The organism is Bacteroides sp. L008 (assembly GCF_040812255.1).
In the GTDB taxonomy this organism is placed as follows: domain Bacteria; phylum Bacteroidota; class Bacteroidia; order Bacteroidales; family Bacteroidaceae; genus Bacteroides; species Bacteroides vicugnae.
Genome location: NZ_JBFNXO010000002.1, coordinates 876,967 through 893,535 on the forward strand (window position 1 = coordinate 876,967; position 16,569 = coordinate 893,535).

Below are 16,569 nucleotides of genomic sequence, written 5' to 3' on the forward strand. Positions count from 1 at the left end.
TCCATGTTATGGGTGCGATTTTCGATTGGTGACCAATGACTATGAATCTTTTTGTTTCTATTTTATTGTATTGAAAATAGTAATTTATAAACCTAAAAAACGATATGGCGAATTTTTCAATTGTAATTGTTCCAACTAAAAAATTATCAAATGGCAGACATCGGATAAGGGTAGCAGTAGCCCACCATTCACAAACCAGATATATATCTACCCAGTTTACTTTGGATTCTGCCAACCAGTTAAAAAATGGTAGAGTAGTAAGGCATGAGAATGCTGCAAATATGAACATTTGTCTTCGAAGACTAATCAATGAGTATGAGGAAATTGTTACATCAATCAGCTATTTACCTGTAATCTCATGTACTGAGCTAATACGTATTATCACTTATGAACAAAAGAAAAAAGGAATCACTTTTCAAACTGTTGCGAAAGAGTATATGGATTTTATGAAAGGAAAAGAACGGGAGAAATCTTATAAACTCTACAAGATAGCTACAGAGAGATTCATTAAGTATATGAATGGAGATTTCCCTCTAATACAGTTGAGTCCTCTCCATATACAAGGATTTTCAAAAGCTCTCCGTAAAGAGAATCTGGCAGATACTACTATCAGGATATATTTGACTCTGATAAAAGTCGTATTGAATTATGCAGGTAAAATGAACTATGTAACTTATTCTATCCATCCTTTTGTTCTCTTTAAAATGCCTGCAAGTAATGTACGAGAACTCGATTTGTCAGTAGATGAATTAAAGAGAATACGAGACACTCGTCTTTTTAAACCTTCTCAATCTATAGTAAGAGATATTTTTATGCTTACTTATTATTTAGGTGGTATTAACTTGAGAGATTTGTTGGCATATAATTTTAAAGATAAAAAGTATATGAGATATATACGTCATAAAACACGTAATAGTAAAAAAGGAGAGAATGAAATTGCATTTACTCTACAACCCGAAGCAAAAGCTATCATAGATAAATATCTGACTAGAGACGGGTATTTAAAATTTGGAAAGTATTCATCTTATAGACAGATATACAGTTTGATTTTTCGACATATAGACAAGGTGGCACGACTTTCAGGGATAAGTAAAAAGGTTACTTACTATTCTGCTCGAAAGACATTTGCACAACATGGATATAATTTAGGAATCCAAATTGAGAAAATAGAGTATTGCATAGGGCACAGTATGAAAAACAATCGTCCTATATTCAATTATATCAAAATTATGCAAGAACATGCTGATAAAGTATTTAGGGAAATATTAAATCAGTTATTATAAAACGTTGATTCTTTTATGCCTCGTCTTGAGGCATTTCTTCTGTTTTCAAGTTTTTTCTCTATTGAAGATTCTTCAATAGCTGCCTCATTATTGTCTAACGGTAACTCTCTAATCCTAATAATGCTTTGATAAACAAGGCTTTCAAGTCAAAAGAGAATCTAACTTTTGTTTAACTTAATATTTTGAAGTATGATAAACTATGGAAAACACAGCCTTTCACTTATAGTCATTAGAAAGGATGAATTTCGAGGGCTATTCTTTATTACTTATGGAGAATCTATAAATGAGAATATATTTGTTTAACTTTAAAAAACATGGTATGAAAATAAACTATGTAACGGCTGCTTTTGCTCTGCTGCTTTTGGCGGGATGCAGTAATGACGTGAAAGAATCTGATATCAAATTTGCAGGAGAAACAGGTGCAAAAGTTTCTTTTAGTGCAGTGATTAATAATCAGGAGGCAAGTGAACTTAAGACTAGGGCTACGGAAACAAGTTGGGAAATGGGCGACTTGGTTGGAATTACATGCGGATCCCGGCAGGTGAATATTGAGTATGAATATACCGGTGGTGAAAATAGCTTGTTTGCCGCAAAAAGTGGATATGCTGAAGATATCTGGGTATTAGGTACTCAAGAATATGATGTGACAGCTTATTATCCGTTCACTGGAACATCAGGTACGGAAGCTGAAACCATTGAAGTGTCTACTGATAGTGAAAATCAGGCTACAGCAGAAAAACGTGAACAGATTGACTTTCTTTATGCATCAGGAAAGGCAACTGCCGAAACTCCCAATGTAAAATTAGCATTTAATCATGTAATGAGTCGTATCAAACTGACTTTTACAGCTGGTACGAATGTTACATTGTCGGATATCACATGCTACCTTATTAATTTGAAGAAGAACGGGACATTTAATCCGAATACAGGAGAAACAACTGTAAGTATAGAATCTGTAACGTCGGATGATGATATTGTATGGACTAAAGTAGGTGCAGCTGATAATTATACGATACAGGCTATCTTATTACCGCAAACTCCACAGAAAGAAGTCTATATCCAAGCAGGAATGAACGGATATTATTACGAAGTTCACTTTCCGAATTTGACAAAATTGGAGCCTGGGGTTTCTTATAATTATACTATTCAAGCTAATGAGTATAAAGATAATCCTTTTGTATTAACTATTACCGAAGAGACACAAATCATTGGATGGAAAAATGAAGATGGCGGAACTGTTGAGTCAGATCCGAGTGTAGCAGGAACAGGTACGAACATCACTAATCCAAGCTGGAATATCACAGAAGAAACTATTACTCCTACATCCAAAAAATGATATTTTGAATAAAACGAAAGAATTACTAAAAACTAAATAAAATCTGATTTATGAAAGTATATAACTATATATCAATGCTTCTTCTTGGAGTAGTGTCCTTGGCTTCTTGTTCGCAGGATGACGGGATAGAAGGTGAAAATATGGGAACTTTACAAGGCTTCCAAATCAGCGTATCTGAAGATGGCTTTCAAACTGTAAATGCTCCTGGAACGCGGGCTACGGAGAATAATTATACAACTAAATTTTCCGAAGGCGATATGATTGGTATTTTCGCAGTCAAAGGTGAAAATATTGTTGAAGATATAAATAACCGCCAATTTACGTATCAGGATGGGGAATGGGTGTTGACCGACGGTGAAGATGCTATAGAATATAAAGGTTCGGAGTTCTCTAAAATGAACTTTTATGCTTATTATCCCTATGACTCTAAAGTTACTTTCGAACCTGCGAATGATGATCCTTTCGCTACATATGTCAGCAATTGGAAAGTTGGAGTAGACCAAAGTGGTGATAACTATACTAAGTATGATTTGATGACAAGCACAGGGACTGTACAAGGTGACCGCTTGAAAGGGTCAATTGCTTTTACCATGCAGCATAGAATGGCGATGGCTGTGATACAAATGCCTGAAAAGGTGTATACCTTTACAAATACGGATGTAACACTGGAAGATTATAAATTGCCTGTAACTGTAGGTTCTTTTACTATAGATAATGTGGAGGCATCTCCTTATTATCAGGCAAGTACAGATACTTATCGCTTTTTGGTGAAACCCAATACGGCTTTTTCTATCAAAGGGACTTATACTGGAGCACAAGAAATGGATTATGCTGCTAACGGTACTTTGGAAAGTGGAACTGCAAAAAAATATGTGATCGAGGACACAAATAAGAGTTCACATCTTTTGGCTGTAGGAGACTATTATTGTGCAGATGGTTCTATTGTCAGCAAAGATGTAGAAACTGCACCAGACAATGTAATCGGTATTGTATATCATGTAGGTAATCCGCAACCGTCAATAACAACTCCTGCTACATATACAGAAACAAATGATGCATTGCGCCGTGATTATCCAAGCTGTACGCATGGACTCGTACTGGCTATAACTTACCCGTCAGTTGGTGGAACACAAACTGCTGCATTTTCAACTAATAGAGATGTGTTTTTTGGCGGCTGGTATTCAACGGATGAAGATTGGTCGGATAAATTTGTAGCTTGTACAACATATAATACTTCCATTGCAGCATATTTGGGATATAACAATACAGTATTAATGACGATGTCTCCTAATACATTTGTGTGCGACAAGGCTGTAAGTTATGTTGAGGCTTATCGTGGAGCAGTTTTCGTGCCTGCTTCTGCCTCTAGCTGGTATCTTCCCTCTTTATACGAATTAGATGAACTCGTAAATGTTATATCTACCGTTCAAGAAAGTATTAAAAACGCAGGTGGAGAGGCTCTGGCTGTAGGTAGTCGTCATTGGAGTAGTAATGAACGTACAGGAAATACAACGGTAATATATCAGCATCTACTTCAGGCTACAGGAGCATACCTGGTTGATAAATATCGAAACCAAGGAGGAGCAGCTGGTTATTTCCCTATGATGCTTGCATTTTAAAAGCATCAGGATAATTTGCTATAAGAAATATGTTGAGGATGTTGTCTAAAATAAATGGAGCGACTCTTTCAATATGCGATTAAAAAACTATTATGAGTGATAAATATGAATAAGAAAAACTTAATAAAAGGAACTGCTCTTCCTGTCGCACTGTTTTTCTCCTTCGCCCTGCTTCCGAGTTTCGGTAATCAAGGACAAGTCTTTGCTGCCATGGACGTAGTCCAGCAGCAAGGCTTCATCAAAGGAACGGTGGTAGATGATAAAGGCGAACCGGTGATCGGTGCGAATGTAGTTGTTGAAAGCACTAATATCGGTACAATCACCGATATTGATGGTGTGTTCAAAGTCAATGTACGCCCAGGTACAAAATTGAAAATATCCTTTATTGGATATAGCGACCAGATAGTGGCGGCAAAGAAAGATATGCGGGTTGTGCTGGTCGAAGATGCTACTGCCTTGCAAGAGGTAGAAATCGTAGCTTATGGTGTGCAGAAAAAAGTGACTATGACCGGTGCGATTGCCAGTGTGAAGAGTGAGGCTTTGACACGTACATCTGTAGGTTCTGTTTCTAATGTATTGGGAGGTCAAATGACAGGTTTGACTACTGTACAGTATTCCGGTGAGCCGGGTTCGGATGCTGCAGATATTTTTATTCGTGGTAAAGCAACGTGGGCAGATTCTACTCCATTGATACAAGTGGATGGCGTGGAACGTAGCATGAATGATATTGACCCGAATGAAATAGAGTCCATTTCTATCCTGAAAGATGCTTCGGCAACTGCTGTGTTTGGTGTTCGTGGTGCTAATGGTGTTATCTTGATAACTACTAAACGTGGTAGAGAAGGAAAGGCGAAAATTTCGTTTACTACTTCAGCTTCCGTATTGATGCCGACTAAAATGGTGGAGACGGCCAATTCGTATGACTATGCAACGTTTTATAATCAGATGCGTGCCAATGATGGGAAAGAAGCGATGTTTAGTGATGCGGTAATTCAGAAATTTAAAGATGGATCTGATCCTATTCGTTTCCCAAGTATTAACTGGGTCGATTATATCATGGGAGATGCCACCTTGCAAAGTCAACATAATGTTAATATATCCGGAGGTACGGATAAAGTACGTTATTTCATTTCTGCCGGAGCTTATACACAAGGGGGACTTTTCAATGAATTTCAGTTACCTTATAACATCAGTTATCAGTATCGTCGGTTCAACTACCGAAGTAATCTGGATATGGATGTGACAAAAACAACCACTCTGTCTTTTAATGTGGCGGGTAATGTTAATTCTTCTGATAAACCACGTACAAGTCAGGGCTCATCAGGTATGGTGAAAAATATCTATTATGCCACTCCATTCAAAAGTGCCGGTTTTGTAAATGATAAATTGGTTTACACTACAACTGACAGCTATGATGATGGAATGAGCCTGCCTTTTACTGGTGATATCGACCCATTTACTTACTATGGAGGTGGTGCTACTCGCACTAGTAATAACTCATTGAACGCTGACCTTGTTCTGGATCAGAAATTGGATTTTATCACGAAGGGACTTTCATTCAAATTGAAAGGATCTTATAATAGTTCATTCACTGTTTACAAATATCTATCCGGTGGAACAGAAATGACTTATAACCCTGTATTGTCAAGTGAGGGTATAGTAAATCTGCGCCCTGTGGATGGGAGTAAGTATACAGATGTAAGTTATAGTAGTGGTACAGGTAAATCGCGTGATTGGTATATGGAGGCAGGATTGAATTATAATCGTTCTTTCGGAAACCACAATGTAGGTGCATTGTTACTTTACAATCAGTCCAAAGAATATTATTATTCAAATACAGAATATCCAGATGTTCCGCGTGGTTATGTCGGACTGGTAGGACGTGTCACTTATGACTGGAAGAATCGTTATATGATTGAAGCTAATATGGGTTATAACGGTTCTGAGAACTTTGCTCCGGATAAACGTTTTGCTCTTTTTCCTGCAGGTTCTGTGGGTTGGGTGATGAGCGAAGAAAATTGGTTTCAACGTGCAAAACCGTTCGTTAGTTTCTTGAAATTACGTGCTAGTTTCGGATTGGTAGGTAATGACAAGATCAGTGGTAGCCGGTTTATGTATACAGCTGACCCGTATAGCGTTAACTTAAATGATTTAACCAATCGATATGCAAGTTCTTCCGGTAGTGGTGGCTATGGCTATTTTTTCGGAACGGACGGTCTGAATGTTACAACTAGCAAAGGAGCCTACGAAAAATCAAAAAATAATCCGGACGTATCATGGGAAAAAGCTTTCAAGCAGAATTATGGCATGGATATCAACTTCTTTGATGACCGATTATCCGCTACAATCGAATATTACAAGGAACATCGTTGGGACATTCTGTTGCAGGATGGAACAGCGCCAGGTATGCTGGGATTTACCACACCATATTCAAATCTTGGGGAAGTGAAAAACTGGGGATGGGAATTATCACTGAAATGGAATGATAGAATAGGTAAGAATTTCCGTTATTGGGCAGGGATTAATCTCTCTTACAACCAGAATGAGATCATTGAACGTAAAGAATCACCGCAAGATTACGACTATCAGTATTTGAAAGGTCACCGCATTGGTTCGCGTAGCCAGTATGTTTTTTGGCGTTATTACGATGAAAGTACTCCCGAACTGTATGAAAAGACATTCAATCGTCCATTCCCAACACATTCAGTAGACTTGAAAAATGGGGATGCTGTGTACGTTGACTTAAATGGTGACCGTCAAATAGACTCTAACGATATGAGTTACGACTATGGATTTACGGATGATCCGGAATATATGGTTGGTCTTAATTTCGGATTTGCCTGGAAGAATTGGGAAGTAAATACACAGTGGACAGGGGCTTGGAATGTAAGCCGTATGATTTCAGATGTATTCCGTCAGCCCTTTGTCTCTTCTGCTACCAAGACCGGGGGGGGACTGTTGGCTTACCACTTGACCAATACATGGACTACAGAGAATCCTTCGCAGAATGCGGAATATCCTCGTGCAACTTGGGATAATGCGGACAATAACTATGCCACTTCTACACTGTATGAGAAAGATGCCAAGTACTTGCGTCTGAAAACGCTTACCGTGTCTTATAACTTCCAGTTTCCTTTCATGAAGAGATTAGGATTGAACACCTGTCAATTGGCATTCAGTGGTTACAATCTGTTGACGTTTACCCCATACCTTTGGGGAGATCCGGAAGCAACAGCAAGTAATGCACCTTCCTATCCATTGACTAAGACCTATACAGTGAGTTTGAAATTAGGATTCTAACCGTTTTTAGAAAGAAAAAATATGAAACAACGATATAAATGGCTCGTCAGAGCAGTGATAGGGGGGATTCTTTGCATAGGTTCTGTATCCTGTGTGGACGAAATTAAATTTGGAAATAGCTTCCTTGATAAAGCACCGGGCGGAACGGCTACTAAAGATACGGTGTTTAACAGTGCTACCTATACGCGTCAATTTCTGAATTCCTGCTACAGTCGCCAATATTATGGACTGCCTTATGGAAATAGCTCGAATGTCGATTTCCCGGACTCATCTAATCCTTATCTGGGAAAGTTTGATGCGTTGACTGACTGTTGGCAACTTCATTATGAGTCTACTACCATTTACAATAGTTACTATAGTGGTACACACACAGCCAATTATGGAACGCGTGGTGATATCTTTGGGTACACTCGTGAGGTAGTGTGGCAGGTTGTACGCTGGTGTTGGTTGTTATTGGAGAATGTGGATAATGTACCGGGTATGAGCGATACAGAAAAAACAAAGATAAAAGCAGAAGCTAAGTGTATAATGGCTGCCCGCTATTTTGATATGTTCCGCCATTACGGAGGATTACCATTAGTTTACGAATCATTTTCCGGAACAGAATCAAGCTATAACTTACCGCGTGCTACTGTGGAGGAAACAGTAAAATATATGATTAACCTGTTGGATGAAGCTATTAATTCAGGAGGGCTTGAATGGGCTTATACAGGAGCGGATGCTACTACTGAAACGGGACATTGGACAAAAGCCGGAGCGATGGCTCTGAAGTGTAAAATCTGGCAGTTTGCTGCTTCTCCTCTATTTAATGCCAGCCAGGGATATGCAGGCGGAAGCAGTGAAGCTGAACAACAACATCTGGTGTGGTACGGAAGCTATCGTTCAGAACTTTGGGACAACTGCTTGGCAGCCTGCAAGGAGTTCTTCAACGCTATGGCAGTGAATGGATTCTATCAGCTGAAAGAAGCAACTGGTGATACTCCTGCTGATTACCGCTATGCTTATCGTATGGGATATGTATTGCTGAATAGTCCCGAAGTGTTACACTCTGTCCGTGTAAATGGGTATGAGACAACCGGTGGTTCTTCAAGTTATTTCTGGCATGCCTGGTGTAACAATGGTCGTAATTCATATACCCCCACACAAGAATATGTGGAAATGTTTCCTTGGGCAGATGGTACACCTTTCGATTGGGATAAGACTGAAGCAGAAGGTAAGTTGGACGAGATGTTCCTGAAGGGGACTTTTAAAGATGGGGAACAAACACTTTCAGATCTTGATTTAACACGTGACCCACGTCTATATGAATCGGCGATAGTGAACAACGTACCTGAAAATCTAGGATGGTCTTCTGCCAGCATGAGTGGTGACCCGTGGGAGCTTTGGGTAGGCGGCTCGGATGCCGGAACAAGCTCTTTCCTGGAGAGTGGACGTTTTGCCACCGGTTACGAGAATATGAAATACTACTTGAGTGATAGCGATTATAATCGCCAGGGGGTACATTGGGTATATCTTCGTTTGTCCGACCTTTATTTGACTTATGCAGAAGCATTGCTTCAAGCCAACAATGATCTTCAAGGAGCTGTAAACCAAATTGATATTGTGCGTGCTCGTGTCGGACTGCCCGGACTCGTGAAATGTAATCCCGACAAGAATCTGCTTTCTGACAAAGACGCTTTACTGGAAGAACTATTGCGTGAACGTGCCTGTGAACTAGGTATGGAAGATAGCCGTTACTTTGACTTGGTTCGTTACAAACGTGCCGATCGATTCGAAACTCCTTTGCATGGATTGCTGATCTATCGTTTGGATAGTAATGGTTCACCTATAGAGAAAGCATGGCGTGAAGGATCTGATAAAACAACAAGTAAGAATGGCGGTGCTTTGCAGCCTGTAAAGTTTAGTTATAAAAAGTTCCAATTGAAAAACAGAACGCGTGTCTGGTGGACAAAAGGTTTTGATTCCAAGTGGTACCTTTCTCCGTTCCCACAGAGTGAAATCAACAAAGGATATGGGTTGATTCAGAATCCGGGATGGTAATGAGGCAACAAATATGAATAACGATATTAGATAATAATATGAAGAAATATAAGATTCTGGTACTGGCTCTGTTGGCATGTTTAAGCATTCCGGGTGGAGCACAGAATACTGACAACAATATTACAGGTGTTGTTGTAGACAAATGGGGAAATCCTGTGTATGGAGCATCCGTACAAGTAGCAGGTTTACCGTCTGTCAGAGTAGAGACCGACAAGAATGGTAAATTTGAGATTGCTGCCGAGGCAGGGCGGAGTTTACAGGTGGTGACATCGGATAAAGGTTCTACCACTGTAAAGGTGGAGAAAAACGGAAAACCAGTGAGGATAGTGATGGATTATGGAGCGGAAACAATTGATGTAGGAGCCAATCGTACATTCACCCGTCACGAATCAACTGCAGCGGTTTCTACTGTGTATAACGAGGAATTCAACAAGCGTGCCTCAAAGGATATTTCTAATTCTCTTTTCGGACAAGGACTGGGACTAACCACTTTGCAAAATGCAGGTAACTACTCCACCGTGGAGCCTACCTTTTATATACGTGGCTTGCAGAGCTTGTCAAGCAGTTCACCGCTTATATTGGTAGATGGTTTGGAACGTGATATGAGCTTGATAACCCCGGAAGAAGTAGAATCAGTATCTATATTGAAAGATGCTGCCGCGGTAGCATTATATGGATACAAAGGTATTAATGGTGCTGTCCTGGTGACTACGAAACGTGGTAAGTATAACACCAGAGAAGTGAACTTTACTTACGACCACGTGACGAATTTCCAAGTGCGTCGTCCGGAGTTTGCGGATGCTGCAACCTATGCTGAAGCAATCAATGAAGCACGTGGCTATGAAGGATTGAGCGCACGTTATACTTCGGATGAAATTAATATGTTTCGTAATGGAACGGTGACAGGAAGCGGTATTGGTGCAAATATATCTGCCATGCTTCCTTATCTTTATCCGAATGTGGACTGGATTGATGAAACATTCAAAAACACAGGTATCTCAAATAAATATACCATTGAGTTCCGAGGTGGAGGTAATAAGTTTCGTTACTACACGATGGTTGGATTACTAACCGATAAAGGTTTCATAAAGAATGCCAATATGAACGATGGATACTCTACGCAAGATAAATATTCTCGTGCCAACTTGCGTTCGAATTTGGATATCGATTTGACGAATACGACTAAATTGAAGTTGAATATTCTGGGTACATTGGCGGAATCAAGTCGTCCGGGAGCTTCGGCAGATTTGTGGAATATGGTTTACTCATTGCCTCCCTCTGCTTTCCCCGTACGTACAGAAGATGGAACTTGGGGTGGTAATTCCACTTGGGCAGGCACATTAAACCCTGTGGCACAGTCACAAGGCGCGGCCTATAGTAAGGGACATACACGTAGTTTGTTTGCTGATTTGACTTTATCACAAGACTTATCCGGTTTCGTAAAAGGATTAGGAGTTGATTTGCGTTTGGCCTATGACAACTATTCGTCTATCTGGGAAGACCATAGTAAGACTTATTCTTATAAAGGGTATACGGCCAGTTGGACAGACCCTAGTGCCGGTGGTCCGATGTATACTACTGTTACGGGTGGTACGCCTAGCGAAATGTCAACCAGTGCTAATACAAACGATTGGACACGCCAGTTTAACTTTTCCGGTAATATTAACTACAACCGCTCGTTTGGTAAACATGATCTCTATTCTCAATTGAAGTGGGAGTATGAATATCGTGACAGTTACGGGTTAAACACTACCATCTACCGTCAGAATGTGTCATGGTATACTCACTACGGGTTCAATAAACGGTATTATGTAGATTTGGCACTGTTGGGGTCTGAATCGAGCCTGTTGGCACCGGGACATAAGTGGGCTTTTTCACCCACCATCTCTGCAGCTTGGGTGCTTTCGGAAGAGAACTTCCTGAAGAACACTTCGTGGATTGACTTATTAAAACTACGGGCTTCATTTGGTGTTATCAATGCCGATTATCTTCCTAAAGATGGAAGCAATACGGTTTATGACTATTGGGATCAGATTTATTCGACTTCCGGTACAATGTATCGTTTTGATTCCGGTTACAACTCTGCTTTCGGAAGTACGTATGTCAGTCGTTTAGCAACTGTAAACTCTACCCATGAAAAGGCTTATAAATATAATGTAGGTATTGATGCCACCTTGTTTAAAGGGTTGAATTTGACGTTGGAAGGCTATTATCAACGTAGAAAAGATATTTGGGTATCTTCCGAAGGGCAGTATTCCACGGTATTAGGTATGGATGCTCCTTTTGAGAACGCAGGTATTGTAGATAGTTGGGGCACGGAGATTGGTCTGGACTATACCAAACGGATAGGTAATTTAGTTTTTAACATCGGAGGTAATTTTGCCTGGAATCGGAATGAGATTAAAGAACAGTTAGAAGAACCACGTCTATATAACAATTTGGTGCAAACCGGTCATCGGTTGGGACAAGTTTATGGAATGATAGCAGAGGGCTTTTTCAAAGATAAAGAGGATATAGCAAATAGTCTTACACAGAATTTCAGTACGGTAGTACCAGGCGATATTAAATATAAAGATGTAAATGGTGATGGCATCATTGATTCCAACGACCAGACAGCTATTGGATATAGCACTACTGCTCCTGAAATTTATTATTCATTCCATTTGGGAGCTGAATGGAAAGGACTTGGTTTCGATGCCATGTTCCAGGGCGCTGGTAATTACTCTGCCGTATTGAATACAAAAAGCGTGTTCTGGCCATTAATCAGCAACTCGTCTCTTTCTACTCACTATTATGAAAATCGTTGGACGCCGGAGAATCAGAATGCTAAATATCCGCGTCTGAGTTCAGAAAGTAATGCTAATAATTATCAGACTAATACCATTTGGCTGGCTGACCGTTCATTTTTGAAATTACGTAACCTGGAAGTTTACTACAAATTTCCCAAACGTTTGATGGAGCGTACTAAAATATTAGGTAGTGCCAAGTTGTATGTCCGTGGAGTAGACTTACTTTGTTTTGACCACATTGATGTGGCGGATCCGGAATCTTACGGTGCGACAAACCCGCTGAATAAGAGCGTGGTAGTTGGTGTGATAATAGGTTTTTAATCACTAAAAACAATGCGAAAGAATGAAACTGAATAAATTGATATATAGTGTTCTGGGCATCTTTGCTCTTTCCTCTTGCGCGGACAATATGGAATATAAAGAATACAGTAATTATGACGCGAATTATGTGAAACGTACTTTTGGTGATGTGGGCGGTTTAGTGTCCAACATTTATCAAGAACTCGACACTGACTTCGGTAACTATAGCGGGGCTGTTTTAGGCTCTGCTACGGATGAAGCGGAATATGCCTATACAGGAAATTCGATTGAGTATTTCTACAATGGTTCCTGGAGTCCGACAAATGCACAAAGCAGTATGTGGACTGCCTGTTATAAGGCTATTGCCGATTGTAATCTTTATTTGGAAGAGTTTACGGGACTGACTTTTTCTGATTATGAACAAATATCAGATTATAAAGCGGAGATGTACCGTTATAACAATTACCAATATGAAGTTCGTTTTTTGAGAGCTTATTTCTATTTCAATCTGGTGCGACAATACGGTGATGTTCCTTTTACGGATCATGTATTGTCAACGAGTGAGGTCAACTCACTCACTCGTACACCTGCGCAAGATATTTTTGATTACATCATTTCCGAATGTGATGCAATAAAAAATGATATTATCCCTGACTATACCAAATTGGGAGATTTAATGCCTTCAGGTGAATCAACAGAGACAGGTAGAGCTAACAAACGTGCTGTGTTGGCACTCAAAGCGCGTACTGCCCTTTATGCAGCGAGTCCATTGTTTAATCCGGACAATAATAAAGAATTATGGTATCGTGCTGCGACGGCAAGCAAAGAACTGATTGATGCTTGTGACGAAGCCAAGATGAAATTAATCAGTGAATATGAAACTCTGTGGAGTGCAACAAGCTATAATGATGCTATTGATGAACTTATTTTTGGAAAACGCGCTTCGACCGGTACCAACTCATTCGAAAAATATAATTTTCCCATTGGATTGGAAAATTGTAAGGGAGGAAACTGTCCTACACAAACGTTAGTAGATGCATACGAATTTCAGGCAACCGGTTTGAGACCGGATGAAACTACTGGTTATGATAAGAATCAACCTTATTATGAAGGACGTGACCCGAGATTTGAAAAAACAATAGCTAAAAATGGCGATACAAAGTGGCCGAACTGGAATGAAACAGCTTTGGAAACCTATACGAGTGGAGCAAATGGTGAACCTTTAAGTGGAGGTACTCCTACCAGTTACTATTTGAAAAAGTATTGTCAGGCTGCGGTAAATACAACTTCTGCAAGTGCTTCTACATCTTATCATACATGGATTACGTTCCGTTTGGGTGAGTTTTATTTGAACTATGCGGAAGCATTGTTCAAGTATTTCGATAATCCTTATACAAAAGATCCTGAATTTGGAGTTTCTGCCAATGATATGGTGAATAAGACTCGTATTCGGGTTAAAATGCCGGAATTTCCTACCGGTATGACTAATGCAAATTGGTGGAAGAAGTATAAAAATGAACGTATGGTAGAGCTTGCTTTTGAAGGACATCGTTTTTGGGATGTACGCCGTTGGAAAGAAGCAGATACTTATTTCAAGAGTATTGATGAAATGAAAATCACTAAAAATTCAGATGGTTCATTTAAATATACTCGTAATACGGTGAGTCGGCAGTGGGATGACAAGATGTATTTATTCCCGATTCCGCAGAGTGAAAGAGGGAAGAATCCTAACTTAGTGCAAAATCCGGGATGGTAAATGATTATTAAACAAAAAAGGTACTGAATATGAAGAAGATATTATATACAATGGGATTGTTGAGCTTGCTGATGTCAGGTGCTTGCTCAGAAAGTGATCCTATAGTCGACGACAGTAATAATTCAAACCAACCGGAGGAAGTCTTGCCAGACTTGCCGACGGAGGTAATCACAGGTAGTCGCGCAATGTGGGTTAGTTATGATCCTATGTCAAGTTCTGATGTAAACAATGCAACAGGTATTTCGTCTGCATTAATAAGTTGGAGATTACTGTTGACTGATCCGGCGAATACGGCTTTTGATATTTATAAATCGGAAAATGGTGGTATAGAAGTAAAGCTGAATGAGGAAGCGATTACAAATACTACTTGTTGGACGGATGCAGATATTGATCCGGATAAGAATAGTTATTATCGAGTGACACTGGCCGGTCAGACAGAAACGCTTTGTGACTATACCTTTACCTCTCAAATGGCAACCAAATTCTATCATGAAATTGTCCTAAATACGAATGTGCCGGATTTATCATTAACATACTCTCCGGATGATATTCAGGTAGGCGATCTGGATGGTGACGGTGAATTGGAAATTGTTGTGAAAAGAGAACCGTATGACGGAGCTAATCAAGGTGGATGGCGCAATGGTACCACTTTGCTTGAAGCGTATAAGATGAACGGTACGTTATTATGGCAAATAGACTTAGGTATAAATATTCGTTCCGGTTCGCATTATACTTCTTATATATTATATGATTTTGACGGAGATGGCTTGTGTGAAATCGCATTCCGTTCGTCCGAAGGAACGAAGTTCGGTAATGGTAAACAAATTACTGATGCGAATGGAAATGTGAATGATTATCGTATACGTGACACGAATGGTGTGGGTTGGTATTCGGGAGCAAGCCTGTATACAACTTGTGGATTGATATTGGAAGGCCCTGAATATATTTCTATTTGCCGTGGATATGACGGTTGCGAAATCACGCGTGTTACTAATATACCTCGTGGCAAAGAAGATGAATCTAAAACCTCTCGTGCTCAATATTGGAATAGCTATTGGGGGGATGATTATGGAAACCGTATGGACCGCTTCTTTATTGGTGTGGCTTATCTGGACGGTATACCAGACGAAACAACTGGTGTAAGAACAGCCAATCCCAGTCTGATTATCAGTAGGGGTATTTACGCGAATTGGCAGGTGTGGGCATTCGACTTGAAAGGAGGCGAACTGGTGAATCGTTGGAAATTTGATACAGCCGACCATGATGATAAATGGAAAGCGATGTGTTCACATTGTTTCCGTGTGGCTGATTTGGATGGTGACGGAAAGGATGAAATATTATATGGATCAGCAGCTATTGACGATAATGGAGTAGAACTATGGTGTACGGGAAATGGTCATGGCGACTGTTTGTATGTGGGTAAATTCATTCAAGACCGTGCAGGATTACAAATTGTTGCTTGTTTTGAGGAAGAGGAAACTTACAGTACACAAGGGCTTGGATACGGTTGTCAGGTGATTGATGCGCGAAATGGAAACCTGATTACCGGACATGGAGCAGGTAAAAATGGTGATGTGGGACGTTGTATTGTAGCAGATGTAGATCCGGATAGTCCGGGATTTGAATATTATTCGTCTTTGCAGTCGGGTATGTACAGTTGTAGTAGTGGTGGAGTGGTTGCTACTGATTATCCGAAAGGAATTGGTAGTGGTGTGATGTATAATGCTGCTATTTATTGGAGTGGCCAGCCGACTAGAGAAATGTATGACCGTGCTTGTGTTGTTAGTTACAAGAACAATCCGGATGTAAACAAGACAAATAAAAATCGTTTGGTGTATTTCGGTATTTATGGTGCTAACGACGGAAATCACAGTACGAAATATAATCCTTGTTACTATGGCGATTTCCTCGGTGATTATCGTGAAGAGGTCATTTTAGGTTCGAGTGATGGTAAGTCTATTTATATATTCTCGACTAACCATCCTACGACTCATCGTTTACCTCATTTGATGACAGACCACACTTATGATATGTCTCAAGCTATGCAGAATATGGGATATAACCAGGGGACTAATTTAGGTTACTACGTCGGTGCAGAAACGATGAAGAATGCAGAATAAGAAGAACTTTATTTGAAAGATTAGTT

Annotated in this window: 8 protein-coding genes; all 8 read left to right on the forward strand. The window is 39.9% G+C overall.

Annotation, left to right across the window (positions count from 1 at the left end; all coding sequences use genetic code 11):
• Positions 1-104 precede the first annotated feature (104 nt).
• The 8 genes from AB3G73_RS22420 (at position 105) to AB3G73_RS22455 (ending at position 16,543) form a co-directional block, all read left to right on the forward strand.
• Entirely contained in the window at positions 105-1,283 is a 1,179-nt protein-coding gene (locus AB3G73_RS22420) for a phage integrase SAM-like domain-containing protein (protein ID WP_195648508.1), read from the forward strand.
• A 319-nt stretch (positions 1,284-1,602) separates the two neighbouring features.
• On the forward strand, positions 1,603-2,619 hold the full coding sequence (locus tag AB3G73_RS22425) for a fimbrillin family protein (RefSeq protein ID WP_167511718.1): 1,017 nt from the start codon (positions 1,603-1,605) through the stop codon (positions 2,617-2,619).
• A 50-nt stretch (positions 2,620-2,669) separates the two neighbouring features.
• Complete coding sequence (locus AB3G73_RS22430; protein ID WP_195648506.1) at positions 2,670-4,238, forward strand: fimbrillin family protein; 1,569 nt, start codon at positions 2,670-2,672, stop codon at positions 4,236-4,238.
• 105 nt (positions 4,239-4,343) lie between these two features.
• Positions 4,344-7,538, forward strand: coding sequence for a TonB-dependent receptor (locus AB3G73_RS22435; protein ID WP_234131851.1), 3,195 nt, complete (start codon positions 4,344-4,346; stop codon positions 7,536-7,538).
• Positions 7,539-7,559: 21 nt separating this feature from the next.
• Positions 7,560-9,578: a RagB/SusD family nutrient uptake outer membrane protein gene (locus AB3G73_RS22440; RefSeq protein ID WP_148364271.1), complete on the forward strand. Its 2,019-nt coding sequence runs from the start codon at positions 7,560-7,562 to the stop codon at positions 9,576-9,578.
• A 38-nt stretch (positions 9,579-9,616) separates the two neighbouring features.
• The gene (locus AB3G73_RS22445) at positions 9,617-12,688 is read left to right on the forward strand and encodes a SusC/RagA family TonB-linked outer membrane protein (RefSeq protein WP_148364272.1); all 3,072 of its coding nucleotides are present in this window, start codon (positions 9,617-9,619) and stop codon (positions 12,686-12,688) included.
• 22 nt (positions 12,689-12,710) lie between these two features.
• Positions 12,711-14,423 (forward strand): RagB/SusD family nutrient uptake outer membrane protein, encoded by a 1,713-nt coding sequence (locus tag AB3G73_RS22450; protein WP_148364273.1) that lies wholly within the window; start codon positions 12,711-12,713, stop codon positions 14,421-14,423.
• A 29-nt stretch (positions 14,424-14,452) separates the two neighbouring features.
• Entirely contained in the window at positions 14,453-16,543 is a 2,091-nt protein-coding gene (locus AB3G73_RS22455) for a hypothetical protein (protein WP_148364274.1), read from the forward strand.
• Positions 16,544-16,569 lie beyond the last annotated feature (26 nt).